This window comes from Mycobacterium lacus, from assembly GCF_010731535.1.
GTDB classification, from domain to species: domain Bacteria; phylum Actinomycetota; class Actinomycetes; order Mycobacteriales; family Mycobacteriaceae; genus Mycobacterium; species Mycobacterium lacus.
This window is the reverse complement of the sequence record NZ_AP022581.1, coordinates 2,818,983-2,844,349: the sequence shown is the minus strand read 5'-3', so window position 1 is coordinate 2,844,349 and position 25,367 is coordinate 2,818,983. Positions and strand designations below refer to the sequence as shown.

The following is a 25,367-nucleotide window of genomic DNA, read 5'->3' as shown; positions in this document are numbered from 1 at the left end:
AAATCCTCGGCGTGTCGTGGGCTTTTGCGACTGCTCGCCGCACTAGAGGACCAGCAGCATCCGGGAGTTGCCGAGGATGTTCGGCTTGACATAGCTCAGATCGAGGAATTCGGCCACCCCGATGTCATAGGAACGGCACATCTCCTCGAACACCTCGGCGGTGACCGGTGTGCCCTCGATCTCGGTGAACCCGTGCTGGCCGAAGAACTCCGTCTCGAACGTCAACACGAAGAGTCGCTCCAGCTGCAGGTCCCGAGCGAGTTCGAGAAGCCGATCGACGATGGCATGGCCGATACCGTGGCCGGTCATCGCGGGGTCGACTGCCACGGTGCGGATTTCGCCGAGGTCCGACCACAACACGTGCAAAGCACCGCAACCGACCACTTTGCCCGGAATCTCGGGGTGTTCTGCCACCCAGAATTCCTGGACTGCCTCGTAGAGCGTCACGAGATTCTTTTCCAGCAGGATCTTTCCCGCATAGGTGTCGACGAGTTGTTTGATCGCGGGCACATCAGATGTGCGCGCGCGCCGGATTATCGGCCGGTAATCCCGTGGACTCTCGCTCACGGGTGAACAGTATCGACATCAGGGATCGCATGAGCTGGTCAACCCGTTATTCTGTTGCCGTGTCGGGGCAGGCTGAAACCGGTCAATTGACCAGCCGCGCCCGCATCGCCAACCTCGCCAATATCCTGACGCTGTCGCGGCTGCTGATGGTCCCGATTTTCTTACTCGCCTTGTTCTATGGGGGCGGTCACCACTGGACGGCCCGCGTCGTGGCTTGGGCGATATTTGCGGTTGCCTGCATTACCGATCGGTTCGACGGCCTGTTGGCGCGCAACTACGGTATGGCAACCGAATTCGGTGCATTTGTCGACCCCATCGCGGACAAAGCGCTGATTGGGTCGGCGCTGGTCGGCCTGTCGATGCTTGGTGACTTGCCGTGGTGGGTGACGGCGCTGATCATGACTCGCGAGCTCGGGGTGACCGTGTTGCGGTTGGCTGTGATTCGCCGCGGTGTCATTCCGGCCAGCTGGGGAGGCAAGCTCAAGACCGTGGTGCAGGCGGTGGCGATCGGGCTGTTCGTGTTGCCGCTTCCGGGTCCGCTGCGCGTGGCGGCAGAGGTTGTCATGGCCGCCGCGATCGTGCTCACGGTGGTGACCGGTCTCGACTACGTCGCATCGACCGTCAGGGAAATTCGCCGGACGACCGGCTGATAGCGGACCGGACGGGAACCCCGGCACCGGCGCCGGCGTTCAACCTAATGATCATTGCGGAGTAGGTGCCGAGCAGGCTGGGGCGGACCCCGATCGAACGAGGAGAGCACGATGGCGTCATTGGTGCGCGAGGTCATAGGCGACGTACTGCGCCAGGCCCGGACTTCGCAAGGCCGGACGCTGCGCGAGGTGTCCGATTCGGCGCGGGTGAGCCTCGGGTATCTGTCGGAGGTCGAGCGTGGCCGCAAGGAGCCTTCCAGCGAGCTGCTCAACGCGATCTGCGACGCGTTGGCGGTTCCGTTGTCGACGGTGCTCACCGATGCCGGCGAGCGGATGGCGCGCGAGGAGCGCGCGGCGCCCACGGCTCCGGCCAACGTAGCCAGCGGTGCCACCATCGATGCCAGCACCAAAGTCGTCATTCGCCCGGTGGCGTCGTTGGCGGTGGCATGAGCGCTATCGGGCAGTGGGTGTGAACGAGAAGCGCACCACGGGTGGGGGGATCGGCTCTGACCCGATAAATTGAGCGGCAGGGTAAGTGCTGAGCCATCGGCGCATACGAGAAACGAAGGCGGAGCTAACTCATGGCCAATCCGTTCGTCAAGGCGTGGAAGTACCTCATGGCGCTGTTCAGCTCGAAGATCGACGAGCACGCCGATCCCAAAGTGCAGATCCAGCAGGCCATCGAGGAAGCACAGCGCACCCATCAGGCGCTGACCCAACAGGCCGCGCAAGTGATCGGCAACCAGCGCCAGCTGGAGATGCGGCTCAACCGCCAGCTGGCGGACATCGAAAAGCTGCAGGTCAACGTGCGTCAGGCGTTGACCTTGGTCGACCAGGCCACCGCCGCCGGAGACGCCGCCAAGGCGACCGAGTACAACAACGCCGCCGAGGCATTCGCCGCCCAGCTGGTCACCGCCGAGCAGAGCGTCGAAGACCTCAAGGCGTTGCACGACCAGGCGCTGTCCGCGGCGGCTCAGGCCAAGAAGGCCGTCGAACAGAACGCGATGGTGCTGCAGCAGAAGATCGCCGAGCGCACCAAGCTGCTCAGCCAGCTCGAGCAGGCCAAGATGCAGGAGCAGGTCAGCGCGTCACTGCGGTCGATGAGTGAGCTCGCTGCTCCCGGCAACACGCCGACGCTCGACGAGGTGCGCGACAAGATCGAACGTCGCTACGCCAACGCGCTCGGTTCGGCCGAACTGGCGCAGAGCTCGGTGCAGGGCCGCATGCTCGAGGTCCAGCAGGCCGGTGTGCAGATGGCCGGTCATTCCCGGCTGGAGCAGATCCGCGCGTCGATGCGCGGCGAAGCTCTGCCCGCCGGAGGTGCGGCCACTCCCGCGGCCACGCCGGCCACTCCCGCGGCCGCGCCGGCCACCGAGACCGGCGGGGTTGCCGAGAAGCCGTTCGGCCAGTAGGGCTTCAGATGGCGGTGAAGTCGCATCAGCGCGGGCAGTGGCGTTCGCTACTGCAGCGGGGATGTGACGCCCTCGCTGACGTGTCCGACCTGCTCGCCCAGAAGATCAGCGCCGCGACCGATCCGCGGGCACGATTGCTGCGTCGTCGTCGGCGGGCGCTGCGGTGGGGTCTGATATTTGCTGCCGGGTGCCTGTTCTGGGCAGTGGTGACGGCGGTGCTGGCCGCGTGGGGCTGGTTCACGCTGCTGCTGCAGATCACCGGCGCGATCTCCGTCGTCCAGGCGATTCCCGCGACGCTGTTGTTGTTTCGCTACTACTGGCTGCGTTCGGAGCCGCTGCCGGCGCAGCGGCCGGTCAGCACGCGTCGGCTGCCCCCACCGGGTTCGGCGGCGCGGCCCGCGATGTCCGCGCTGGGCGCCTCGGAACGCGGATTCTTCTCGCTGCTCGGCGTGATCGAGCGTGGCGCCTTGTTGCCGGCATCCGAAATACGCGACTTGACGGCCGCGGCCAACCAGACGTCGGCGGCGATGGCGGCCACCGCCGCCGAGGTGGCGTCGATGGAGCGGGCGGCTCAGCACTCCGAATCGTCACGCGAGTATCTGGTGCCGACCATCAATGCGTTCACCGCACAGTTGAGCACCGGGGTCCGGCAGTACAACGAAATGGTTACCGCCGCAGCGCAATTGGTTTCGTCGGCCAACGGCGGGGGCGCAGGGGAAGCCGGTTCGCAACAGCGTTACCGAGACGAACTGGTTGGCGCTACCGATCGTCTGGTCGGGTGGGCGCAGGCGTTCGACGAACTCGGCGGATTACCCCGCTAATTTGTCGAGCCGCTAATCGGGCGGCCGGGGGCCATAGCGTTCGATGTACGCCTGGTGGACATGGGCGTCGCGTCGACGCGCACGTTCGTCGACGAGCTCGGGGTCCAGGTCGTGTACGCGCAGCATGTGCCGGCGCCAAACCTTGTTGAGCGCATGCGAGAAGTAGACGAACGGGATGAGAATCGGCAGCGTCATGCTCAGGTGGACGTCCAGCGTCGTCGGGATCAACCAGAACGGGGCGAGCACCAGCACGGCTGGAACCGCGACACGGATCATCATCCGGGCGGCCGCGCCCTTTCCCGCCAGGTCGTTGCGGACCCAATCGCGCATCGAGTCCGGCAATCGCCTGCCGTAGCAGTAGCGAATGTACTGCAGCGCAGTCGGTTTGGTGCGGACCTTGGCCTCGCTCATCTGTCTACAGCGTTGCCCGCAATGACGGGAACACCACGCCGGCCAGTCCGCGCAAGAGCCCCTTGAGCATGTCGTAGGTATCGACGTAATCGCGCCACAGGGTGATCCGGCCGTTGTGCACCTCGAAGATGCCGCATGCCCAGAACTGTATCCGCAGCGGGCCCACGATCAGCGCGTCGGTGCGTTCGGTGAGCACTGCTGCGCCATCGGCGGCGACGCGATGAATCTTCACCTCGAACCCGATGCGGCCTTGCATCTTGCGCAGCAGCTTCACCGTTCGGCGACCGCCACGGATCCGCGAAAATCCGACGTTTTCGTAGACGAGGTCGTCGTCCAGTGCCGCGTCGACGGTTTCGAAATCCTCGTCCTGCAGGGCGTTCAGGAAACCCTCGACCGTGCGGATGTTGTCGGTGGCTACCCCGGTCTGCTCGGTCATGGTTGCCAGCGTACGGCCGGGGCAGTGTGGGAGGGTAAGGCGGATGCGTGTCGCCGTGGTCGCCGGGCCGGATCCCGGGCACTCGTTTCCCGCGATCGCGCTGTGTCAACGTTTCCGCGAGGCGGGCGACGCGCCCACTCTTTTCACCGGGGTGGAATGGCTGGACGCCGCCCGCGCCGCCGGGATCGATGCCGTGGAGCTGGAAGGGCTCGCGGCTATCGACGACGACGTCGACGCCGGGGCCAGGATCCATCGCCGGGCGGCGGGGATGGCCGTGCTCAACGTGCCGGCCCTGCGTGAGTTGGCCCCCGATCTGGTGGTGTCCGACGTCATCACTGCGTGCGGTGGCATGGCCGCCGAGCTGCTGGGGATCCCGTGGATCGAGCTCAACCCGCATCCGCTGTACCTGCCGTCCAAGGGGCTGCCGCCGATCGGCAGCGGGCTGGCGCCGGGCACCGGTGTCCGCGGTCGGCTGAGGGATGCCGTGATGCGGGCGTTGACGGCGCGATCATGGCGTGCGGGACTGCGACAGCGCGCGGCCGTGCGGGTCGAGATTGGCCTGCCGGCGCGCGACCCCGGGCCCTTACGGCGGCTGATCGCCACCCTGCCCGCGCTCGAGGTGCCCCGTCCCGATTGGCCGGCCGAGGCCGTCGTGGTGGGCCCGTTGCATTTCGAGCCGACCGATCGGGTGCTGGCGATCCCGGAAGGCTCCGGGCCGGTGGTGGTGGTCGCGCCGTCCACCGCAATGACCGGGACCATCGGATTGGTTCAACTCACGCTGCAATGCCTGCGGCCGGGCGACACCCTGCCACCGGGATCGCGGTTGGTGGTCTCGCGGCTGGAGGGTCCGGACCTGGCACTGCCGGCGTGGGCGGCGGCGGGGCTGGGACGGCAGGACGAGCTGCTGACGCACGCCGACCTGGTGGTCTGCGGAGGCGGTCACGGGATGGTTGCCAAGACGTTGCTGGCGGGGGTGCCGTTGGTGGTGGTGCCCGGCGGCGGAGATCAGTGGGAGATGGCCAATCGGGTCGTGCGCCAGGGTAGCGCCCGGCTGATTCGGCCGTTGACCGCCGAGGCGCTGGTGGCCGCGGTCGGTGAGGTGTTGTCGTCGCCGAGATACCGCGAGGCCGCGAAGAAGGCCGCCGCCAGCCTTGCCGGGGTTGCAGATCCGGTGCGAGTGTGCCACGAAGCGCTCGCTGTGCCGGGGTAATCGCCTGGGTATGTTGGCTGGCGTGCGGCTGACGGAGTTCAACGAGCGGGTGATCCTGCGATTCGGCACGGCTTATGGCGCATCGGTGCTGGTTGACCACGTGCTGACCGGTTTCGACGGCCGTACCGCCGCCCAGGCGATCGAGGACGGTGTCGAACCCCGCGACGTGTGGCGGGCGTTGTGCGCCGACTTCGACGTCCCGCGCGAGCAGTGGTGATGCTGGTTCGGCCATGCGTGGCATCGACTCTGCGTACCGGGTCTGGGTCGGCTGGAAAATCGCGCCGTCACCGCGGACTCGACGCCGTCTGCGCAGACTCGGCCCGGCTAGAGCGGACAATCGCCGCATTTGCCCCCGTCGGGCAGGCGGTAGTACAGGCAGCAGCTGCGGCGCCTGAAGTCCAGATCCGGGCTGGTGATCACGCCGGATCCGGCCAGCTTGCCGATGTCCAGGAGGTCGTTGGTGGTCTGGACGATCGGCCCGCGTAGGTCGGGCCGCACCGATAGCAACGCCCGCGACGCGCCGACGAGGGCGGACGCGACGTTGCCGGACAGCAGCCTGGGTGCCAACTTGACGCGCAGGCCCGCCGCGAGCGGTTCCATGTGGTCCTGCACGACTATGCGATACAAGAGCTCGGGGGAAGGCGGGGCGGGGTTTCCGACGGGCTCGGGCAGCCGTAGCTGAGCTCCGTCATCGGCACGCTGCAGTTCAGTCAGGTCGGGAACGGCGCCGTGGCCCAGGACGCAGGCCAGAACGGGTGACCACAGCCGGGCGGCATGGCCGAGGTGCACCAAGGAGGCACCGATCCGCGGCTCGGTAGTGCGATATCGCGCGACGGTGACGTCGATCAGATCCGCGAAACCGTCGGCGTACGACCGGGCGACCGGATGCCAACCCGCCGCGTCGCCACCCACGGTGAGCGCGAAAAACCCTCCATAGGAGGAAATTTCGGACAGCTCCACGGAGATATTCATGTGTTCTTGGCTCGATTCAAGATAGCCGATATTGCCACACCCGGCGTGTCGAACTTGAATCGAACAGATGTTCGGCTACTGTGGTGATCATTCGGAGACTGGATTTGTCGGTGGCTCTCTCTAGTGTCACGGCCAACCGACCGATACCGGTCATCGAACACCGACTACAGGAGAGGCACCATGACGCAAGCCCCCGACCGTGAGAAGGCTCTCGAACTGGCGATGGCCCAGATCGAGAAGAGTTACGGCAAAGGATCGGTGATGCGCCTCGGCGACGAGGTGCGTCAGCCGATCTCGGTCATTCCGACCGGGTCCATCGCGCTGGACGTGGCCCTGGGCATCGGCGGCCTGCCGCGTGGCCGGATCGTGGAGATATACGGCCCGGAGTCCTCGGGTAAGACCACCGTGGCGCTGCACGCGGTGGCCAACGCCCAGGCCGCCGGGGGTGTCGCGGCGTTCATCGACGCCGAGCACGCGCTGGATCCGGAGTACGCCAAGAAGCTCGGCGTCGACACCGATTCCTTGCTGGTCAGTCAGCCGGACACCGGGGAGCAGGCACTCGAGATCGCCGACATGCTGATCCGCTCCGGCGCGCTCGACATCATTGTCATCGACTCGGTGGCGGCGCTGGTGCCGCGCGCGGAGCTCGAAGGCGAGATGGGGGACAGCCATGTCGGCCTGCAAGCCCGGCTGATGAGCCAAGCCCTGCGGAAAATGACTGGCGCGCTGAATAATTCGGGAACCACGGCGATCTTCATCAACCAGCTCCGCGACAAGATCGGCGTCATGTTCGGCTGCATGAACTATTCGACCCGAGTGACGCTTGCTGACGGCACCACCGAAAAGATCGGCAAGATCGTCAACAACAAGATGGATGTCGAGGTGCTGTCCTACGACCCGGCCACCGACCGGATCGTGCCTCGCAAGGTGGTGAACTGGTTCAACAACGGGCCAGCCGAACAGTTCCTTCAGTTCACCGTCGAGAAGTCCGGTGGCAATGGTAAGTCGCAGTTCGCAGCGACGCCCAACCACCTCATTCGCACACCGGGCGGCTGGACCGAAGCTGGTGATCTGATTGCAGGTGACCGTGTACTGGCCACCGAACCCCGTTTGCTCGGCGATCAGCAGTTCCAGGTGGTGCTGGGATCGCTGATGGGTGACGGGAACCTCTCGTCTAGTCGACGTGATCGCAACGGAGTCCGCTTCCGGCTAGGACACGGCGCCAAGCAGGCGGAGTACCTGCGGTGGAAGATCGCGCTAATGGGCAACATTCGGCATACGGTCCGGGAGGACACTAAGGGCGCGAACTTCGTCGACTTCACCCCACTTCCAGAGCTCGCCGAACTCCAGCGCGCGGTCTATCTCGGAGACGGCAAGAAGTTCTTCTCCGAGGAGTATCTCAAGGCGTTGACGCCATTAGCCCTGGCCATTTGGTACATGGACGACGGCTCATTCACCATGCGTTCCAAGGGATTGCAGGAGCGTACCACTGGTGGCAGCGGGCGCATTGAAATCTGCGTCGAGGCCATGACCGAAGGCACACGCGTCCGCCTGCGCGATTATCTGCGTGACACACATGGCTTGGATGTGCGCTTGCGACAGGCTGGTTCAGCCGGTAAGGCGGTGCTGGTGTTCTCCACCGCGGCCACGGCGAAGTTCCAGGAACTGGTCGCGACGTACATGGCTCCGTCCATGGAGTACAAGCTGTTGCCGCGGTTCCGCGATCAAGGGGCGGTCACGCCACAGTTCGTCGAACCCACGCAACAGCTGGTGCCGGCCCGCGTTCTTGATGTGCATGTCAAACCACACACTCGCTCGATGAACCGGTTCGATATCGAGGTGGAAGGCAACCACAATTACTTCGTCGACGGGGTGATGGTGCATAACTCGCCCGAGACGACAACGGGTGGAAAGGCTTTGAAGTTCTACGCGTCGGTGCGCCTGGACGTGCGGCGGATCGAGACGCTCAAAGACGGCACCGAGGCGGTGGGCAACCGCACCCGGGTCAAGGTCGTCAAGAACAAGGTGTCGCCGCCGTTCAAGCAGGCCGAGTTCGACATCCTCTACGGCAGGGGCATCAGTAGGGAGGGTTCGCTGATCGACATGGGCGTGGATCAGGGCTTCATCCGCAAGTCCGGTGCCTGGTTCACCTACGAGGGCGAGCAGCTGGGCCAGGGCAAGGAGAATGCCCGCAATTTCCTGCTGGGGAACGCCGACGTGGCCAACGAGATCGAGAAGAAGATCAAGGAAAAGCTCGGCATTGGTGCAGTGGTGACCGATGACAGCGTCCTGCCCGCCCCCGTCGATTTCTGAGCCATCGCGCGAAGAGCAGGCGCGGGCGTTGTGCCTGCGCCTGCTCACCGCGCGATCACGCACCCGAGCCGAGTTGTTCGGTCAGTTGGCCAAACGCGGATACCCCGACGACATCAGCAACCGGGTATTGGATCGGCTGACCGTCGTCGGCCTGGTGGACGACACCGACTTCGCCGAACAGTGGGTGCAATCCCGGCGGGCGAACGCGGGCAAGAGCAAGCGCGCGTTGGCCGCCGAGCTGCATACCAAAGGCGTCGACAACGACGTGATCACCGCGGTGCTGGGCGGGATGGATGCCGGTGCCGAGCGGGCCCGGGCCGAGCAGCTGGTACGCGCCAGGCTGCGGCGAGAGGTGCTGAGCGAGGACGATGCGCGGGTGAGCCGCAGGCTGGTGGCGATGCTGGCCCGCCGTGGCTACAGCCAGACCGTGGCGTGCGAGGTGGTCATCGCCGAACTGGCCGCCGAACGGGAGCGGCGGCGCGTCTAGCTGGCTCGACTCGGCCGGCTCGGCCCGACACGGTCAATCGCCGTACGATGGCCCCCGTGACGTCGATGGTTGCGCGAGACGGCCAGGCTGCGCCGGTATCGCGGTCGGCGCGCACCTATCAGGTCCGCACCTACGGCTGTCAGATGAACGTCCACGATTCCGAGCGGCTGGCCGGCCTGCTCGAAGCGGCTGGTTACCGGCGCGCGGCCGACGGCGCTGACGCCGACGTGGTGGTCTTCAATACGTGTGCCGTGCGAGAGAACGCCGACAACAAGTTGTACGGCAACCTCAGCCACCTGGCCTCCCGCAAGCGCACGAATCCCGACATGCAGATCGCGGTCGGCGGTTGCCTGGCGCAGAAGGACCGAGACGCGTTGCTGCGCAGGGCGCCGTGGGTGGACGTGGTATTTGGCACTCACAACATCGGGTCGCTGCCCACGTTGCTCGATCGGGCCCGGCACAACAAGGTCGCTCAGGTGGAAATCGCCGAGGCGCTGCAACAGTTTCCCTCGGCGCTACCGAGCGCACGCGAATCCGCTTACGCCGCTTGGGTTTCCATCTCAGTTGGATGCAATAACAGCTGTACCTTCTGCATTGTCCCGTCGCTGCGTGGCAAGGAAGTCGACCGCAGCCCGGCCGACATCCTCGCCGAGGTGCGATCGCTGGTGGACGACGGCGTGCTCGAAGTCACCCTGCTGGGCCAAAACGTCAACTCCTATGGAGTCAATTTCGCCGACCCCGCATTACCCCGCAACCGGGGCGCCTTCGCCGAGCTGTTGCGGGCGTGCGGACGCATCGACGGGCTGCAGCGGGTCCGATTCACCTCCCCGCATCCGGCGGAGTTCACCGACGACGTCATCGAGGCGATGGCACAGACGCCGAACGTGTGCCCCGCCCTGCACATGCCGCTGCAGTCCGGATCCGACCGGATCCTGCGTGCGATGCGTCGGTCCTATCGCGCCGAGCGCTATCTCGGCATCGTCGAGCGGGTGCGGGCGGTCATGCCGCACGCTGCCGTCACCACCGACCTGATCGTGGGCTTCCCGGGTGAGACCGAGGACGACTTCGCCGCCACCCTGGACGTGGTGCGACGGGCCCGGTTCGCGGCCGCGTTCACCTTCCAGTACTCCAAGCGGCCCGGAACACCGGCCGCCGAACTCGGTGATCAGCTGCCGAAAGCCGTTGTGCAGGAACGGTATGAGAGGCTGGTCGAGCTGCAGGAGCAGATCTCGCTGGAGCAGAATCGCGCGTTGATCGGAAAGACCGTCGAACTGCTCGTCGCCACCGGCGAAGGGCGCAAAGACGCCCGCACGGCGCGCATGAGCGGGCGGGCACGCGACGGTCGGCTGGTTCATTTCGCGGCAAGCGACCAACAGGTGCGTCCCGGCGACTTCGTCACCGTGGCGATCACCGATGCCGCGCCGCATCACCTCATCGCCGACGCCGGCGTGCTGACCCACCGTCGCACCCGCGCCGGCGACGCGCACGCGGCCGGGCAGCGCCCACGCGGCGTCGGCCTCGGCATGCCCGGCATAGGACAGCCCGTCGCCCCCCTCAAACCCGTCGAACCCCTCGGATGTGCCCGATGAGCCGCGGACACGGCGCTGAGGATTTCGACGCCTACCGGACTGAAATCGAGGCGGCAGAGCGCCGCGTCGCGCGTGAAATCGACCCAGGTGTAAGGGGTTTCGTTGTCGCGATCTTGGTGTTCGTGCTGCTGGGGTCGTTTATCCTGCCGCACACCGGCCACGTGCGGGGATGGGATGCGCTGTTCGGCACCCACGGTGCCGCGGCGGCGGCGGTGGCGCTGCCCTCGCGCGTGTTCGCGTGGTTGGCGCTGGTATTCGGTGTCGGTTTCTCGATGCTGGCGTTGATGACCCGGCGCTGGGCGCTGGCCTGGACAGCGCTGGTTGGTTCGGCGACGGCCAGTGCCACCGGGCTGTTGGCCGTCTGGTCGCGGCAGACTGTGGCCGCGGGACATCCCGGCCCGGGCCTCGGGCTCGTGGTGGCGTGGATCACCGTGATCGTGTTGACCTTTCACTGGGCCCGGGTGGTGTGGACCCGCACCATCGTGCAACTCGCGGCCGAGGAACAGCGCCGCCGAGTCGTCGCGCAACAGCAGCCCGGGACGTTGCTGGAAACTCTGGAAGAACCCGATGAGGGGACGGCCCCGAGCCAGGGCGGCGACCACTCGGATCACGAGGACCGCTAGGGCCTGCGGGACAACGCCTCGGCGGCCGCCTCGGCCCACTGCCGCCACTGCTCGGCGTTCGCCTTCGCCTCTTCGGCCTCTCTGGTGCGGCCGGCGGCCTCAGCCTTGTGGGCCTGCTGTTCGAATTGCTCGGCCCGGGCGCGGAACTGTTCGGCACGGGCCTGCGCCTGCGGATCGGACCAATCCGATTCGCCGGCGTCACGCACCTTCTTCTCGATCGCGCGCAGCCGCCGCTCCAACTCGGCGGCCCGTTCCCGTGGCACCCTGCCGATCGCGTCCCACTTCTCCACGATCGATCGCAGCGCCGTCCTGGCGGCGTCGTAGTTGCTGGTGTCAAGCTTTTCCGCGTCCGCCAGCAACGCCTCCTTCGCGGTGGCGTTGGCCCGCAGCTCCGCTTCCTTCTCGGCCGTCGCGGCATTGCGCGCCGTGAAGAACGTGTCCTGCGCGGCCTTGAATCGCCGCCACAGGGCGTCATCCACATCCTTGGTCGCTCGTCCCGCCGCCTTCCATTCGGTGAGCAGCTTTCGGAACTCGGCGCTCGTCGCGGTCCAGTCGGTCGAATCCGACAGCTCTTCGGCCCGCTCGCAGAGCCGTTCCTTGGACTGGCGGACACCCGAACGCTCACGGTCCAGCTCGGCGAAGTGGGAGCCCCGCCGCCGGTTGAAGGTTTCCCGGGCGGCCGAATAGCGCTTCCACAGCGCGTCGTCGACCTTGCGGTCCAGACCGCTGATCGTTTTCCACTCGTCGAGGATCGCCCGCAGCCGGTCGCCGGCGAGCTTCCATTGGGTCGAATTCGCGGCCAGCTCCTCGGCCTCGACGGCCAGCGCCTCCTTGCGGGCGGTCTGGGCGGCGCGATGCTCCTCACGACGTACGCGGTCCTCGGCGGCGGCGGCGTCGGCGCGCTCACGAAGGCTGGCCAGCCGGTGCTCGAGCGCGTCGACGTCGCCCAGCACGCAGGCCGTCGGCAACGTCTCGGCCAGCGCTGCCGCATTGGCTTTGATCTTGCGCGCGTCGCCGGTCCCCGAGGTCAGCCGCTCCTCCATGAGCGTGATCTCGGTGCTCAGGTCGTCGAATCGCCTGCCGAAGTGGGCAAAGGCGGCCTCGGGATCGCCGGCCTGCCAAGAGCCGATGACGCGCTCGCCGGCCGCGCTGATCAACCACACCGTGCCGTCGTCGTCGACTCGTCCGAACCGGTGTGGATCGCTGTGCGGGAGGGCCACCGGGTGGGCGGTCGGTCGCGGCATTGGCCGGGGGCCCGGACGCGGGCCCGGGCGGGGCGCCGGCCCCGAAACCGGCCCCGAAACCGGCCCCGAAACCGGCCCCGAAACCGGCCCAGCTGCATCGTTGCCGCGGGCCTCGTCAGGCGTCATGCGCTGGTCACCTACCTTTGCCACCCATCGCGCGGTCTATGTCCCGCGCAGCTGCCGCGCGAAGCGGCACCTATACAGCCGGGCGGTCGGGTGCGGGCCACTGCCGTCACCAGGGCCTCCCAACCTGTTACAACAGTATTCAAGCAGCATGGCGGCCCGCGCGTCGCTACCCTGATCGGTATTGGCCCGGGGCCCGCCTCCCCAGCGTCACAAGAGTCGTGAGCCACCTCGATTGCTTGCCGCGAATTCCGCCGCGACGCCCGGAAAAGCGATTCTGGATAGCGCAATGAGCAACCGATTATGGGCGGCAAGGCCGCATGCCGGCAGCACACCAATCGTTTCGGGCGGAAAGCCCGATTGTGCTGCTTATCCGGCGTATAAGCGTCACTATTGAACAACTGCTTGACGCGTGGTTTTCTGGTCAGTTGCCGGGGGATGGATGCCGGTGGGAGGTCGCCGATGAGCAACCCGGGGGTCGCGACGGTGCTCGCGCTAGGTGCCGCGCTGCTGGCCGGCATCGGGTATGTGATTCTTCAGCGGTCCGCGCAGCAGGTTACCACCGACGACGTCGGCCATTTCACCCTGTTCCACCTCTCACTCCGCCACGCCCAGTGGTGGCTGGGCAGCGTGGCCGCCCTGTCCAGTTTCAGCTTGCAGGCTGTCGCCCTGACCATGGGTTCGGTGGTGTTGGTGCAGTCGCTGCAGGCCACGGCGCTGCTGTTCGCGTTGCCGATCGATGCCCGGCTGACTCATCACCGGTGTACCGCCAAGGAGTGGATGTGGGCGATACTGCTGGCCGGCGCGGTGGCGGTCATCGTGATATCCGGTGACCCGAGGGCTGGCCACGCCCGGGCGCCGCTGGCGGACTGGGCCGTGGTGGCGAGCGTGATGGTTCCGGCGGTGCTGCTCTGTGTGCTGGGGGCGCGGATCTGGTCTGCTCCGATCTCCGCGGTGCTGCTCGCGGCGGCGTCGGCGGCGACGCTGGCGGTTTTCACGGTGCTGACCAAAGGAGTCGTCGCCGAACTCGGCAAGGGCTTCGCCACATTGATCCGCACGCCCGAGTTGTATGCCTGGATCCTGGTGCTGCCAATCGGCCTGATGCTTCAGCAGTCGTCGTTGCGCGCGGGTGCGCTGACGGCCTCCCTGCCGACGATTACCGTAGTCAGGCCGGTAATCGCGGCGGTGCTGGGGGTCACCGTGCTCGATGAGGTGCTGCACGCCGGGCAGGGACAGTTGCTCACGCTGGCGGCTGCGGTGGCGGCGGTGGTTGCCGCCACCGTTGCGCTGGCCCGTGACGAGGCCACCATGATGGCGGCGCCCACCTGCGAAATGGAAGCCACCCGCCAGCTCGTGGTTCCCTAGGAGCAGCAAGCTCCCAGCGGCGATGTTTCACCGATGCTAGTTGAAGGCACCCGATTGGTTATCGCTCGTGTTGAAAGCGCCCGAGTCATTGTCGCCGGAGTTACCGACGCCCGAGTCGGCCGTGCCGCCCGAGTTGTACCAGCCCGTGTTAGCGCCGGCGCCGGAGTTGTTGAAGCCAACGTTGTAAGCGCCGTGCCCGAGGGCCCCGGGTTGCTGCGGGTGCCCGAGTTCCAGGCGCCTACGTTACCGCCGGCACCCGAGTTCAAGAAGCCAACGCTACCTCGGCACCCGAATTCAAGAAGCCCGCGTTTGCTTGCCCCCGTCGCGCGCAGCGGCCGCGTTCAACCACCCCGTATACGGAGCCGCCGCCGCGGTCATTGCGGCCGCCGCTGCACCTTGCCACGCCTGACTCGATCCACCGTTGAGGCCTGAGGTCACCGATCCGAACGAGTCCGCCGCCGACCCCAACTCCGCGGCCAGCCCATCCCAGGCTGTGGCTGCGGCCAGCATCCGTACGCGGGCTGGTCGGCTCCGCCGCCGGCATCCGAGTTCCGGGCATAGCTGGCACAGGTCAGGCCTCGAGAAGGAGTCGGCCCCGCTGCGTTCAATCCTCGCGTCGTCGAGACGTTAGTTTGGTGGCGTGTTGAGCGCCATCGCGATCGTTCCGTCCGCGCCGGTGCTTGTTCCCGACCTCGCCGGGGCGGCCGCCGCGGAGTTGGCCGACCTTGGCGCGGCCGTCATCGCGGCGGCCGCCGTGTTGCCGTCGCGCTGGGTTGTCGTGGGAACAGGCCGTGCCGACGAGGTGCTGGGCCCCGGCGGGGTTGGCACCTTCGCGGGCTTCGGCGCCGATGTGCGCGTTCGCCTTTCACCGCAGGACGGTGACCGGGCCGATCCGCCGGTCGAATTGCCGCTGTGCGCCCTGGTCGCCGGCTGGGTGCGTGGCCGGGCCGGGCCCGAGGCCAGCGCACGGGTCCACGTCTACGCGGCCGACCACGATCGCGACGTCGCGCTGGCCCGCGGCAGGCGACTGCGCGCCGAGATCGATCGGGCACCCGATCCGGTCGGTGTGCTGGTAGTCGCCGACGGCGCGAACACGCTGACACCGGCCGCGCCGGGGGGCTATGACTCGGCCGGCGTCGACGCGCAACTGGCCCTTGATGACGCGCTGGCAACCGGCGACATCGCCGCCTTGACCCGGCTGCCCGGGCGGATCCTCGGGCGGGTGGCGTTTCAGGTGCTGGCCGGCCTGACCTGGCCCGGGCCGCGATCGGCTAAGGAGCTGTACCGGGGAGCGCCCTTCGGTGTGGGGTACTTCGCCGGCGTTTGGCAGCTGTGAGGGTAGCCGTGCGACCACTGGCGATCATCGGCCCCACGGGCACCGGCAAGTCCCAACTCGCGCTGGACGTCGTCGAGCGGATCAGCGGCGAAGTCGGCGCGGAGATTGTCAACGCCGACGCCATGCAGCTCTATCGCGGCATGGACGTCGGGACCGCGAAGTTGCCCGTCGAGCAGCGCCGCGGCATCCCACACCACCAGCTCGACGTCCTGGACGTCACCGAAACCGCGACGGTCGCCCGCTACCAGCGGGCCGCCGCCGCGGACATCGAGGCGATCGCGGCCCGGGGAGCGGTACCGGTCGTGGTGGGGGGCTCGATGTTGTACGTCCAATCGCTGCTCGACGACTGGGCGTTTCCGGCGACCGACCCCGCGGTGCGCGCGCGCTGGGAGCAGCGGCTTGCCGAGGTCGGGGTCGGCAGGCTGCATGCCGAGCTGGCCCGCCGCGACCCGGCCGCCGCCGCGGCGATCCGGCCGACCGATGGCCGCCGCACGGTGCGCGCACTCGAGGTGGTCGAGCTCACCGGGCGGCCGTTCGCCGCCTCCGCGCCGCGCATCGGCGCCCCGCGCTGGGACACGGTTATCGTCGGGTTGGATTGTGAGACAACGATTCTCGACGAAAGGTTGGCCCGGCGTACCGATGCGATGTTCGAGCACGGCCTGGTCGAGGAGGTGCGCGCGCTGTTGGAGCACGGGCTGCGCGACGGGGTCACCGCTTCGCGAGCGTTGGGTTACGCCCAGGTGATCGCGGCGCTCGACGCCGGCGGAGCCGGTTCGGCAGCCGACCGCCTGCGTGACGCGCGGGAGCAGACTTACGCGGGCACCCGTCGCTATGTGCGCCGGCAGCGGTCCTGGTTCCGCCGCGACCACCGGGTGCACTGGCTCGACGCGGGCGCGGGGGACCGCCTCGTCGAGGACGCATTGCGGGCATGGCGGCAAGTAACCTGATCAGCGTGATCTTCGCCAAGGGCCACGGCACCGAGAACGACTTCGTGCTGCTGCCCGACATAGATGCCCGGGTGACGCTGTCGACTTCCCAGGTGGCCGCGCTGTGCGACCGGCGCCGGGGGCTGGGTGCCGACGGGGTGTTGCGGGTCACCACCGCGGGTGCCGCCGCGACGGCCGGTGTGCTCGATCGCCTGCCCGACGGTGTCGGCGCGGACGACTGGTACATGGACTACCGCAACGCCGACGGCTCGACCGCGCAGATGTGCGGCAACGGCGTGCGGGTGTTCGCGCACTACCTGCGCGCCACCGGCTTGGAGACCCGCGACGAGTTCGTCGTCGGGTCGTTGGCCGGCCCTCGACTGGTCACCCTGCACCGAGCCGACCCCACCGATGCCGACGTCACCGTCGACATGGGCAAGGCCAACCGGGTGGGCGTGGGGGAGGCCGTTGTGGGCGGTCGGCGCTTCCGCGGCGTGGCGGTGGACGTGGGCAATCCGCATCTGGCGTGCGTTGATCCGGGGTTGAGCGGCGACGAGCTGGCGGCCCTGGATGTCGCCGCGCCGGTGAGCTTCGACCGCGCGCAGTTCCCCGATGGCGTCAACGTCGAAGTGATCACCGCCCCGGTGGGCGGGGTGGTCCGCATGCGGGTCCACGAACGCGGGGTGGGCGAAACCCGATCGTGCGGCACCGGAACGGTCGCGGCGGCAGTCGCCGCGCTGGCCGATGCCGACACCGGCGCGCTCACCGTCCGCGTGCCCGGCGGTGACGTGCTGGTCACCGTCACCGACTCCACCAGCTTCCTGCGCGGACCGTCGGTGCTGGTCGCCCGCGGGGAGGTAAGCGAGGAATGGTGGCGCGCGCAACGGCGTTAATTCCGATGCACGATACGGATTGAGCGTGCACTATTGCTAATTGCCGATGACACATCCCGAATTTCCCAACCCCGCTCAGCCGGCTTCTGAGCCCAGCACCGGCGAACTCGCCCTCGATGACCGCTCGGCCCTGCGCCGCGTCGCCGGGTTGTCGACCGAGCTCGCCGACATCACCGAGGTCGAGTACCGCCAGCTGCGCCTGGAGCGGGTGGTGCTGGTCGGCGTGTGGACCGAGGGCAGCGCGGCCGACAACCAGGCGAGCATGGCCGAGCTGGCGGCGCTGGCCGAAACCGCCGGCTCGCAGGTGCTCGAAGGGCTCATCCAGCGTCGCGACAAGCCCGACCCGTCGACCTACATCGGTTCGGGCAAGGCTGCCGAGCTTCGTGAGGTGGTCGTGGCGACCGGCGCCGACACCGTCATCTGTGACGGCGAGCTGTCCCCGGCTCAGCTGACCGCGCTGGAGAAGGCCGTCAAGGTCAAAGTGATCGACCGCACAGCGCTCATCCTCGACATCTTCGCCCAGCATGCCACCAGCCGGGAGGGCAAGGCCCAGGTGTCGCTCGCCCAGATGGAGTACATGCTGCCGCGGCTGCGCGGCTGGGGTGAGTCGATGTCGCGACAGGCTGGGGGGCGCGCCGGCGGCAGCGGCGGAGGCGTCGGGCTGCGCGGTCCCGGTGAAACCAAGATCGAGACCGACCGGCGGCGCATCCGCGAGCGGATGGCCAAGCTGCGGCGCGAGATCAGGGCCATGAAACAGGTCCGCGACACCCAGCGCAGCCGCCGGCTGCACAGCGAGATGCCGTCGATCGCCATCGTCGGCTACACCAACGCGGGCAAGTCCAGCGTGCTCAATGCGCTGACCGGGGCCGGGGTGCTGGTCCAGGACGCGTTGTTCGCCACCCTGGAACCCACCACCCGCCGCGCGCAGTTCGAGGACGGCCGGCCGTTCGTGCTCACCGACACTGTCGGCTTTGTGCGGCACCTGCCCACGCAGTTGGTCGAGGCGTTCCGCTCCACGTTGGAGGAGGTCGTCCACGCCGATCTGCTGGTGCACGTGGTCGACGGCTCCGACGTCAATCCATTTGCCCAGATCAGCGCGGTCCGTCAAGTGGTCTCCGAGGTCATCGCCGACCATAACGGTGATCAGCCGCCCGAGCTTTTGGTGGTGAACAAGGTCGACATCGCAAGCGACCTGATGCTGGCCAGGCTGCGCCACGAGCTGCCCGACGCGGTGTTCGTCTCGGCCCGCACCGGCGACGGTATCGACGCGTTACGGCGACGGATGGCCGAGCTTGCCGTCGCCGACGATACCGCGGTGGACGTGATGATCCCGTACCACCGGGGAGACTTGGTGGCCCGCGTGCACGCCGACGGGCGGGTGCAGCACGCCGAGCACAACTCGGAGGGCACCCGGATCAGGGCCCGCGTTCCGCTGGGCCTGGCCGCCAGCCTGCGGGAGTTCTCGGCGCCGTAGCGCGCCGCCCGCCGTCATCCACGAACGCCACCGGCTGCCGACCAACCGTCTGGTAGGTATGTTGGGCGGCAGAGTTCCGCTTTCATCCGATAACCGGAGGCCGCACGCATGGGCAGTGCCATCAAGTACCAGCGCACTCTTTTCGAACCCGAACACGAACTGTTCCGCGAGTCCTACCGGGGTTTCCTCGACCGCCACGTCGCGCCGCATCACGACGAGTGGGAGAAGGCCAAGATCGTCGACCGCGGGGTGTGGCTCGAGGCCGGCAAACAGGGTTTCCTGGGAATGGCGGTGCCCGAGGAATACGGCGGCGGCGGTAACCCCGATTTCCGTTACAACACCGTCATCACCGAGGAAACCACCGCCGGGCGCTACAGCGGCATCGGGTTCGGCTTGCACAACGACATCGTGGCGCCGTACCTGCTGGCGCTGGCGACCGAAGAGCAGAAGCAGCGCTGGCTACCCAAGTTCTGCACCGGCGAGCTGATCACTGCGATCGCGATGACCGAGCCGGGAACCGGTAGCGACTTGCAGGGCATCAAGACCCGCGCGGTCAAACAGGGCGATCACTACGTATTAAACGGGTCAAAGACATTCATCACCAACGGGATCAACTCCGACCTGGTGATCGTGGTGGCGCAGACGGACCCCGAAAAAGGTGCGCAAGGGTTCAGTTTGCTGGTTGTCGAACGCGGCATGGAGGGTTTCGAACGCGGCCGCCATCTGGACAAGATCGGGCTGGACGCGCAAGACACCGCCGAGCTGTCCTTCACCGACGTGCGCGTTCCGGCCGAGAACCTCCTCGGGCAGGAGGGTATGGGGTTTATCTACCTGATGCAGAACCTGCCGCAGGAACGGATCTCGATCGCCGTCATGGCGGCCGCCGCGATGGAAGATGTGCTGGAGCGGACGCTGCAGTACACCAAGGAGCGCATGGCTTTTGGAAAGCCGATCGGCAGCTTCCAAAACAGCAGGTTCGTGTTGGCCGAGCTGGCCACCGAGGCCACCCTGGTGCGCATCATGGTCGACGAGTTCGTCAAGCTGCACCTCGAGGGCAAGCTGACGGCCGAACAGGCCGCTATGGCCAAGTGGTATTCCACCGAGAAGCAGGTACACCTGATCGACCGCTGCCTGCAGTTGCACGGCGGTTACGGATACATGCGTGAATACTCAGTTGCCCGTTCCTATCTCGATGCACGGGTACAGACGATCTACGGCGGTACCACCGAGATCATGAAGGAGATCATCGGCCGCAGCCTGGGCGTCTGAGCTCGGCTCAGGGCGTCGAGCCCTGGTTCTGTCCGTCGTGCTCCTGGTGCGCCCTTCGCAGCAACTCCATCAGCTCGGCTTCGTTTCGGATATTCGTGCGGTATTTGGTTGGGAGCGCGCGGATTTGGCGTTCCTCGGCGAGAAGTGTGGTGAAGATCTTCTCGCGTTCGATGGGATTCGCCTCATAGTGCGGGTCGAGGTATTCGGTGGCATGCCGGCGGGCCCGGGCTATGGAATTCTGCGCGCGTCCACGCGCCGAGAGCACCGATACCGCGGTCGTAATCAGCAGGATGACGACGATCACCGCCAGCGACGTCGCTGTGCTCACTTTCACGGCGGTGACCGTCCGACCGTGGTTGATGAACGGAATATTGTTGTTGCGCAACGCGTCTAGGATCAGCTTGATGCCTATGAAGCCAAGAATGGCCGCCAGCCCGTAGGACAGATAGACCAGCCGATCCAGCAGATTGTCGATCAAGAAGTACAACTGGCGGAGGCCCAGCAATGAGAACGCGGTGGCCGCAAACACCAGGTAGACGTTCGCGGTCAGGCCGAACAGCGCCGGGACCGAATCGAACGCGAACAGGACGTCACTGCCGCCCACGGCGATCATGGCCAGAAACACCGGTGTCATCACCCGTTTTCCGTTCTCCACCGTGAACAATCGGTCGGCGTCGTAGTCCCGCGAGGTGCGCAAGAACCGGTTGGCCAGCCGGACGACAAACCGCCTGTCAACCGGATCGGGGTTGCGGCCTTCTGGCTCTGCGGGTTTGGCGAGGTTGCCCGCCAGCAACAACAGGCTCAGACCGAACACGTAGAACGCCCAATCGAAGTTCTCGATGAGCACGGCACCGACCAGGATGAGTACGGTGCGCGCGACGAGCGCGAACGCGATACCGAACAACAGCACCTTCTGCTGGGCCACCCTGGGCACCCCAAAACCGCTGATGATGACCAAGAAAACGAACAAGTTGTCGACGGACAAGGCTTCGTTGCTCAGGTAGCCGGCGAAACACTCAATACCCATGGCCGGGCTGCCGAAGACCACCACCGCGATGCCGAATAGGATCGCGATCCCGACATAGGTTGCCGACCAGACGACGGCCTGACGTAACGTCGGGACATGTGTCGCGCGCACTTGGAAGACGTAGTCGAACACCATCAGGCCGACGATCACGGCGATGGTGAGGGCCCAGGCAAGTCCGGAAACACCCATGTCAGCTGTGTTTCCTCTCGCCGCATCGGTCGGCCTGTCCAGCGCAAGCGGGTGATACCCCCACTTTCCGGGACGGTAGCGGAAACCATGCGGCGGGCGCAGCCCGGTTATTCGCAGCACCGGCGCGTTCCGGCATCATTTCGACATCGGCTGGGTATCCGTTTTCGTAAGATTTTCGAATTGACTTCGCAATTGTCATTCGCTGGAGCAAAGTTATGCGAGCCCCGGGCGGCCCACGGTGGGGGTGCCACCGGCCCGTGGGGTGGGCAGCGCACGGGCATGACCGCAGATAGGGGCGTCTCCGTCGGCTGGGAGGCTTGGTGAACAGGCAGAGAGGTCAATTGGGCAGGCTGGTCGCACGGGCGCTGGTCGGCTTGGCGGGCATGGCGTTGGCCGCCGTGCTGACACCTGTCGCAGTGGCTTCGCCGATAGGCGACGCCGAGGATGCCATCATGGCCGCGTGGGAGAAGGCCGGTGGCGACAGTTCACCGCTCGGCGCCCGCACCGGTGATGTCTACCCCGTTGGCGACGGGTTCGCCTGCGACTTTGCGGGTGGCAAGTTTTTCTACACGACGGCTAGCGGTGCCAGGTTCATGTACGGGCCGGTCCTGGCCAAATACGAACAGCTAGGCGGTCCGGTCGGCAGCGATCTGGGATTCCCGACCATCAACGAAGTGCCCGGCCTTGCGGGACCCGACAGTCGCGTGAGCACGTTTTCGGCCAGCGACACCCCGGTGATTTTCTGGACTCCCGACCACGGCGCATTCGTTGTGCGCGGCGCGCTCAACGCGGCGTGGGACAAGCTTGGCAGCTCGGGCGGCGTTCTGGGTGCACCGGTCGGGGACGAAACCTACGACGGCGACGTAACTTCCCAGAAGTTCAGCGGCGGTGAGCTCTCCTGGAACCGGAAAACCAAGGAGTTCACCACGATCCCTGCAGTGCTGGGCGAGCAACTACAAGGGCTGCAGTTCGTGATGGACCCCCCTGCGGCCATCAACATGGCCTGGCGCGCGGCAGGCGGCGCCACCGGTCCGCTGGGCGCCAAGAAGGGCGGTCAGTACCCCATCGGCGGCGACGGAATTGCCCAGGACTTCGTCGGCGGCAAGATCTTTTTCAGCCCGGCCACCGGTGCGAATGCCGTCGAGAGCGACATCCTGGCGAAGTACGAGTCGCTGGGTGGGCCGGTGAGCAGCGACCTGGGTTTCCCCGTCGCCAACGAGTCGGACGGCGGCGTCGGGCAGAGCCGGATCGTGACGTTCTCTGCGGCGGACAAGCCGGTGATCTTCTGGACGTCTGACCACGGCGCGGTCGTCGTGCGCGGAGCCATGAAGGCCGCGTGGGACAAGCTCAAGGGCCCCACCGGCAAACTCGGCGCGCCGGTCGGCGACCAGACCGTGGATGGCGACGTCGTGTCGCAAAAATTCACCGGCGGAAAGATCTCCTGGAACCGCGCGACGAACACGTTCACCACCGACCCGGCGAACCTGGCACCGTTGCTGTCCGGTCTACAAGTGTCAGGGCAAAACCAGCCCAGCACTTCCGCGTCGCCGCCGCACGCCAAGGCGTTCACCTGGCACTGGTGGTACTTGATGGGTGTCATCCCGGTGCTGCTACTGATCGTCATGTTCGCATTGGTGGCGATCGGGTGGCGTCGGCGCCGTACCGCCCCTGACACCACCGCCTACGAGCATGACTACGAGGAGGACGCGGCCTACGAGAGCGCCGCGGCTGACGGGCACTGGCCGCATGAGGACGCCGATCTCGGCCTCGAGCACTACTACCCGGGCGACCAGCATCCGCCGGACGACTATGGGCTGCATGCCGGCTCCGTGTCGCGGGTCAGCTGGCCACGAGGCGCCGCGGCTGGTGCCGGCCAGACGGAGCATGTCCCGACCGGCCGAGCGTACGGCGGCGACGTCGCGCCCCGATCCGACGAGGGCTTCGCGTTCGAAGAGCAGGATGCCGACGCGGTGGACACCACGCCCACCCCCGTCGTGACGGATGCCGACCTGCGCAGTGCCGGCTTTCCGGACGCAGCGGTAGCCGAGACCGTCATTCCCGAGCCTGTCGTTCCGGAAGTCGTGGCCGCAGACGAGGTGTTTCCGGACGACGTTGGTCCGGACATCGCGGGTGCCAAGGCCCGGGCTTCGGAGATGGGATTCCCGGAGACCGCTGTCCCCGAACCCGAGGTGAGAACCGGGCGCCACGCCGCCGCGGAGCCCGGGGCAGATGCTTTTGAGGCGGTCGCCGCGGCGGCCGCGGAAATGCCGAGCGCGCCACCGGCCGGGGTCGCGCCCGCTCCGGCCGCGCGTCCCACGATCCATCTGCCGCTGGACGACCCGTACCAGGCGCCCGAGGGTTACCCCATCAAGGCGAGCGCGCGCTTCGGTTTGTATTACAGCCCCAGCAGCGCCCTGTATCACGACACGCTCGCCGAAATCTGGTTCGCCAGCGAAGAAGTCGCACAGGCCAACGGCTTCATCAAGGCCGACTGAACGCCCGGCCCTATATTTTGCGAATCACCGTGACGACCTTGCCCAGCACCGTCGCGTCGTTGCCGGGTATGGGATCGAACGCCGGGTTGTGCGGCATCAGCCAGACCTGACCGCGCGCTCGCTTGAAGGTTTTCACGGTGGCCTCGCCGTCGATCATGGCCGCGACAATGTCGCCGTTGTCGGCGACGTTCTGTTGCCGCACCACCACCCAGTCGCCGTCACAGATGGCGGCTTCGATCATCGAGTCACCGACCACCTTGAGCAGGAACAGGGTGCCCTCGCCGACCAACTCGCGGGGCAACGGGAAGACGTCTTCGACGGCCTCCTCGGCAAGGATCGGACCGCCTGCCGCGATGCGTCCGAGGACCGGGACAAAGGTGGGCTCCGGCAAGGCATCCGAGCCCGCGACTTCGGTGCTGGGCGGCGGTGTCGCGTCGTCGGCACCGCGCACGTCGACCGCCCGTGGGCGGTTGGGGTCACGGCGCAGGTAGCCCTTGCGCTCCAGGGTGCGGAGCTGGTGAGCAACCGAGGACGTCGACGTTAGACCCACGGCGTCGCAGATTTCCCGGATGCTCGGCGGGTATCCGCGGCCGGTGACCGAAGCGCGGATGACGTTCAGGATGGTGCGCTGTCGCTCCGTCAGCGTCGAATCCACGGGCATCAAGCGGCCATCGGCGGCGTCTGCTTCAGATCTCTTACGCCGGGTCGAGGTGTCGGTGTTGTCGCTCATGGCACTGAATGTAGCCGCAGCGGCGCAAATAATCAAACATGTGTTCGACAAGTGTGTCGCGGGCGCCGGCTGACCGGCGCCGACGAAACCTGTCGGCGGGATGCTCTAGCGTTTTGTTCGCGCGACACGCTCCGCTCAAATGTTCGATATCGAACACACGAGCGACTAGTGTCGAACATACGAGCGAGAACCCGTCGACCGGAGGAACAAGATGATGCTCAGCCAGGCAGGCCCGTCGCGTACGCGTGGTGTGCGTGGCCCGGTCCACGGGCCGTTCGTCGCGCAACCTCGGCCCGGCCGGGTTGCGTTGGCGCCGTCGCGGAGGCCCGGCCCGTCGAGGCCAGCGGGGGCACCGCTGCGCTACCACCGAACGGGTGTCGCGTTCTCGACCGCGCCCCATCGCACTCGTCCCGTCACGCTGACGACGACGGTGGGGCTGGCCCTGCTCGCCGGGGTGATCACGCTCTGGCTCGGCTTGGTAGGCCATTTCGGGGGCATGATCAACGGCGACCCCGCCGATGCGGCGGCTCGAGTACCCGACAGGCTCGCGGTGGTGCGGGTTGAAGACGGCGAGTCCCTGCGGGACGTGGCCGCGCGGGTCGCGCCCGACGCGCCGGTGCGCCGGGTCGCTGACCGTATCCGTGAACTCAACGCCTTGGACTCGACGACGCTAAGCGCGGGCCAGACCCTGATCGTGCCGGTCGGCTGAGAGAATCACGATGGAGCGCGAAAACGGCTCTACGCCAAGGCTCCTCGGTAATCGGGGCATAGAGCTCGTATGGATGGCGGCCGCATTGGCCGTGCG

General features: G+C 67.0%; 25 protein-coding genes and 1 pseudogene. 18 read left to right on the top strand and 8 right to left on the bottom strand.

Annotated features, from left to right (window positions below):
• Positions 1-42: 42 nt before the first annotated feature.
• Positions 43-567 (bottom strand): amino-acid N-acetyltransferase, encoded by a 525-nt coding sequence (locus G6N24_RS13080; RefSeq protein ID WP_085158255.1) that lies wholly within the window; start codon positions 565-567, stop codon positions 43-45.
• A gap of 59 nt (positions 568-626) precedes the next feature.
• Between G6N24_RS13080 and pgsA the strand changes: the two genes are divergently transcribed.
• The 4 genes from pgsA (at position 627) to pspM (ending at position 3,450) form a co-directional block, all read left to right on the top strand.
• The gene (gene pgsA, locus G6N24_RS13075; protein ID WP_197743120.1) at positions 627-1,217 is read left to right on the top strand and encodes a CDP-diacylglycerol--glycerol-3-phosphate 3-phosphatidyltransferase; all 591 of its coding nucleotides are present in this window, start codon (positions 627-629) and stop codon (positions 1,215-1,217) included.
• 111 nt (positions 1,218-1,328) lie between these two features.
• Complete coding sequence (gene clgR, locus G6N24_RS13070) at positions 1,329-1,667, top strand: transcriptional regulator ClgR (RefSeq protein WP_085158257.1); 339 nt, start codon at positions 1,329-1,331, stop codon at positions 1,665-1,667.
• 131 nt (positions 1,668-1,798) lie between these two features.
• Entirely contained in the window at positions 1,799-2,629 is an 831-nt protein-coding gene (pspA, locus tag G6N24_RS13065; protein ID WP_085158259.1) for a phage shock protein PspA, read from the top strand.
• Between the two features lie 8 nt (positions 2,630-2,637).
• Complete coding sequence (pspM, locus tag G6N24_RS13060) at positions 2,638-3,450, top strand: phage shock envelope stress response protein PspM (RefSeq protein WP_085158261.1); 813 nt, start codon at positions 2,638-2,640, stop codon at positions 3,448-3,450.
• 12 nt (positions 3,451-3,462) lie between these two features.
• Here the strand turns inward: pspM and G6N24_RS13055 are convergent, their stop codons facing one another.
• Entirely contained in the window at positions 3,463-3,861 is a 399-nt protein-coding gene (locus G6N24_RS13055; protein WP_085158263.1) for a DUF5313 domain-containing protein, read from the bottom strand.
• A 4-nt stretch (positions 3,862-3,865) separates the two neighbouring features.
• Entirely contained in the window at positions 3,866-4,297 is a 432-nt protein-coding gene (locus tag G6N24_RS13050) for a limonene-1,2-epoxide hydrolase family protein (protein WP_085158265.1), read from the bottom strand.
• Between the two features lie 43 nt (positions 4,298-4,340).
• On the opposite strand from G6N24_RS13050, the gene G6N24_RS13045 reads away from it, so the two are divergent.
• Both G6N24_RS13045 and G6N24_RS13040 read left to right on the top strand, forming a co-directional pair.
• Positions 4,341-5,507: a glycosyltransferase gene (locus G6N24_RS13045; protein ID WP_085158267.1), complete on the top strand. Its 1,167-nt coding sequence runs from the start codon at positions 4,341-4,343 to the stop codon at positions 5,505-5,507.
• A 22-nt stretch (positions 5,508-5,529) separates the two neighbouring features.
• Positions 5,530-5,724 (top strand): DUF3046 domain-containing protein, encoded by a 195-nt coding sequence (locus G6N24_RS13040; protein WP_407938666.1) that lies wholly within the window; start codon positions 5,530-5,532, stop codon positions 5,722-5,724.
• Between the two features lie 107 nt (positions 5,725-5,831).
• Here G6N24_RS13040 and G6N24_RS13035 read toward each other — a convergent pair whose 3' ends face one another.
• Positions 5,832-6,479, bottom strand: coding sequence for a (2Fe-2S)-binding protein (locus G6N24_RS13035; protein WP_085158271.1), 648 nt, complete (start codon positions 6,477-6,479; stop codon positions 5,832-5,834).
• Between the two features lie 180 nt (positions 6,480-6,659).
• Here G6N24_RS13035 and recA point away from each other — a divergent pair, with 180 nt between their 5' ends.
• Genes recA through G6N24_RS13015 form a run of 4 tightly spaced genes read left to right on the top strand, consistent with a single transcriptional unit; the run spans position 6,660 to position 11,491 of the window.
• Complete coding sequence (gene recA, locus G6N24_RS13030) at positions 6,660-8,792, top strand: intein-containing recombinase RecA (RefSeq protein ID WP_085158273.1); 2,133 nt, start codon at positions 6,660-6,662, stop codon at positions 8,790-8,792.
• A complete protein-coding gene (gene recX / locus G6N24_RS13025; protein ID WP_085158275.1) occupies positions 8,758-9,279 on the top strand; it encodes a recombination regulator RecX in 522 nt (173 codons plus the stop codon). Before recA ends, recX begins: the two co-directional genes overlap by 35 nt.
• 47 nt (positions 9,280-9,326) lie before the next feature.
• Positions 9,327-10,868 (top strand): tRNA (N6-isopentenyl adenosine(37)-C2)-methylthiotransferase MiaB, encoded by a 1,542-nt coding sequence (gene miaB / locus G6N24_RS13020; protein WP_139822255.1) that lies wholly within the window; start codon positions 9,327-9,329, stop codon positions 10,866-10,868.
• Positions 10,856-11,491, top strand: a complete 636-nt coding sequence (locus G6N24_RS13015; RefSeq protein WP_163745504.1) for an Rv2732c family membrane protein — start codon at positions 10,856-10,858, stop codon at positions 11,489-11,491. The genes miaB and G6N24_RS13015 overlap by 13 nt, the downstream gene beginning before the upstream one ends.
• Here the strand turns inward: G6N24_RS13015 and G6N24_RS13010 are convergent.
• Positions 11,488-12,861 carry a DUF349 domain-containing protein gene (locus tag G6N24_RS13010; protein WP_085158279.1) on the bottom strand — a complete coding sequence of 458 codons (1,374 nt, stop codon included), beginning with the start codon at positions 12,859-12,861 and terminating at the stop codon, positions 11,488-11,490. The two genes, G6N24_RS13015 and G6N24_RS13010, sit on opposite strands and share 4 nt — an antisense overlap.
• Positions 12,862-13,320: 459 nt before the next feature.
• Here G6N24_RS13010 and G6N24_RS13005 point away from each other — a divergent pair, with 459 nt between their 5' ends.
• The gene (locus G6N24_RS13005) at positions 13,321-14,223 is read left to right on the top strand and encodes a DMT family transporter (RefSeq protein WP_085158281.1); all 903 of its coding nucleotides are present in this window, start codon (positions 13,321-13,323) and stop codon (positions 14,221-14,223) included.
• Positions 14,224-14,550: 327 nt separating this feature from the next.
• Here the strand turns inward: G6N24_RS13005 and G6N24_RS25860 are convergent.
• A pseudogene (locus tag G6N24_RS25860) lies at positions 14,551-14,733 on the bottom strand (PPE domain-containing protein); the annotation flags it as partial.
• Positions 14,734-14,863: 130 nt separating this feature from the next.
• On the opposite strand from G6N24_RS25860, the gene G6N24_RS12995 reads away from it, so the two are divergent.
• The 5 genes from G6N24_RS12995 (at position 14,864) to G6N24_RS12975 (ending at position 20,121) form a co-directional block, all read left to right on the top strand.
• The gene (locus tag G6N24_RS12995; RefSeq protein ID WP_085158283.1) at positions 14,864-15,559 is read left to right on the top strand and encodes a class III extradiol ring-cleavage dioxygenase family protein; all 696 of its coding nucleotides are present in this window, start codon (positions 14,864-14,866) and stop codon (positions 15,557-15,559) included.
• A gap of 8 nt (positions 15,560-15,567) precedes the next feature.
• The gene (gene miaA / locus G6N24_RS12990) at positions 15,568-16,506 is read left to right on the top strand and encodes a tRNA (adenosine(37)-N6)-dimethylallyltransferase MiaA (RefSeq protein WP_085158285.1); all 939 of its coding nucleotides are present in this window, start codon (positions 15,568-15,570) and stop codon (positions 16,504-16,506) included.
• Between the two features lie 5 nt (positions 16,507-16,511).
• Positions 16,512-17,378, top strand: a complete 867-nt coding sequence (gene dapF, locus G6N24_RS12985; RefSeq protein ID WP_085158287.1) for a diaminopimelate epimerase — start codon at positions 16,512-16,514, stop codon at positions 17,376-17,378.
• Positions 17,379-17,424: 46 nt separating this feature from the next.
• The gene (gene hflX, locus G6N24_RS12980) at positions 17,425-18,852 is read left to right on the top strand and encodes a GTPase HflX (RefSeq protein ID WP_085158289.1); all 1,428 of its coding nucleotides are present in this window, start codon (positions 17,425-17,427) and stop codon (positions 18,850-18,852) included.
• Between the two features lie 108 nt (positions 18,853-18,960).
• On the top strand, positions 18,961-20,121 hold the full coding sequence (locus G6N24_RS12975; protein ID WP_085158291.1) for an acyl-CoA dehydrogenase family protein: 1,161 nt from the start codon (positions 18,961-18,963) through the stop codon (positions 20,119-20,121).
• A gap of 7 nt (positions 20,122-20,128) precedes the next feature.
• Here the strand turns inward: G6N24_RS12975 and G6N24_RS12970 are convergent, their stop codons facing one another.
• Positions 20,129-21,337, bottom strand: coding sequence for a TerC/Alx family metal homeostasis membrane protein (locus G6N24_RS12970; protein ID WP_085158293.1), 1,209 nt, complete (start codon positions 21,335-21,337; stop codon positions 20,129-20,131).
• Between the two features lie 320 nt (positions 21,338-21,657).
• Here G6N24_RS12970 and G6N24_RS12965 point away from each other — a divergent pair, with 320 nt between their 5' ends.
• Positions 21,658-23,832 carry an LGFP repeat-containing protein gene (locus G6N24_RS12965; protein WP_179963426.1) on the top strand — a complete coding sequence of 725 codons (2,175 nt, stop codon included), beginning with the start codon at positions 21,658-21,660 and terminating at the stop codon, positions 23,830-23,832.
• A 10-nt stretch (positions 23,833-23,842) separates the two neighbouring features.
• Here the strand turns inward: G6N24_RS12965 and lexA are convergent, their stop codons facing one another.
• On the bottom strand, positions 23,843-24,562 hold the full coding sequence (gene lexA, locus G6N24_RS12960) for a transcriptional repressor LexA (protein WP_085158295.1): 720 nt from the start codon (positions 24,560-24,562) through the stop codon (positions 23,843-23,845).
• A gap of 211 nt (positions 24,563-24,773) precedes the next feature.
• Here lexA and G6N24_RS12955 point away from each other — a divergent pair, with 211 nt between their 5' ends.
• Positions 24,774-25,271, top strand: a complete 498-nt coding sequence (locus G6N24_RS12955) for a LysM peptidoglycan-binding domain-containing protein (RefSeq protein WP_372514534.1) — start codon at positions 24,774-24,776, stop codon at positions 25,269-25,271.
• Positions 25,272-25,367: the final 96 nt, after the last annotated feature.

Coding starts and splice junctions, on each gene's coding strand:
- G6N24_RS12975 (WP_085158291.1), top strand. CDS start 18,961: ATGGGCAGTGCCATCAAGTACCAGCGCACTCTTTTCGAACCCGAACAC.
- G6N24_RS13045 (WP_085158267.1), top strand. CDS start 4,341: ATGCGTGTCGCCGTGGTCGCCGGGCCGGATCCCGGGCACTCGTTTCCC.
- G6N24_RS13005 (WP_085158281.1), top strand. CDS start 13,321: ATGAGCAACCCGGGGGTCGCGACGGTGCTCGCGCTAGGTGCCGCGCTG.
- clgR (WP_085158257.1), top strand. CDS start 1,329: ATGGCGTCATTGGTGCGCGAGGTCATAGGCGACGTACTGCGCCAGGCC.
- pspA (WP_085158259.1), top strand. CDS start 1,799: ATGGCCAATCCGTTCGTCAAGGCGTGGAAGTACCTCATGGCGCTGTTC.
- G6N24_RS13050 (WP_085158265.1), bottom strand. CDS start 4,297: ATGACCGAGCAGACCGGGGTAGCCACCGACAACATCCGCACGGTCGAG.
- G6N24_RS12955 (WP_372514534.1), top strand. CDS start 24,774: ATGATGCTCAGCCAGGCAGGCCCGTCGCGTACGCGTGGTGTGCGTGGC.
- lexA (WP_085158295.1), bottom strand. CDS start 24,562: ATGAGCGACAACACCGACACCTCGACCCGGCGTAAGAGATCTGAAGCA.
- hflX (WP_085158289.1), top strand. CDS start 17,425: ATGACACATCCCGAATTTCCCAACCCCGCTCAGCCGGCTTCTGAGCCC.
- recA (WP_085158273.1), top strand. CDS start 6,660: ATGACGCAAGCCCCCGACCGTGAGAAGGCTCTCGAACTGGCGATGGCC.
- G6N24_RS13015 (WP_163745504.1), top strand. CDS start 10,856: ATGTGCCCGATGAGCCGCGGACACGGCGCTGAGGATTTCGACGCCTAC.
- G6N24_RS12970 (WP_085158293.1), bottom strand. CDS start 21,337: ATGGGTGTTTCCGGACTTGCCTGGGCCCTCACCATCGCCGTGATCGTC.
- G6N24_RS13055 (WP_085158263.1), bottom strand. CDS start 3,861: ATGAGCGAGGCCAAGGTCCGCACCAAACCGACTGCGCTGCAGTACATT.
- G6N24_RS13010 (WP_085158279.1), bottom strand. CDS start 12,861: ATGACGCCTGACGAGGCCCGCGGCAACGATGCAGCTGGGCCGGTTTCG.
- miaB (WP_139822255.1), top strand. CDS start 9,327: ATGGCCCCCGTGACGTCGATGGTTGCGCGAGACGGCCAGGCTGCGCCG.
- G6N24_RS13035 (WP_085158271.1), bottom strand. CDS start 6,479: ATGAATATCTCCGTGGAGCTGTCCGAAATTTCCTCCTATGGAGGGTTT.
- recX (WP_085158275.1), top strand. CDS start 8,758: ATGACAGCGTCCTGCCCGCCCCCGTCGATTTCTGAGCCATCGCGCGAA.
- pspM (WP_085158261.1), top strand. CDS start 2,638: ATGGCGGTGAAGTCGCATCAGCGCGGGCAGTGGCGTTCGCTACTGCAG.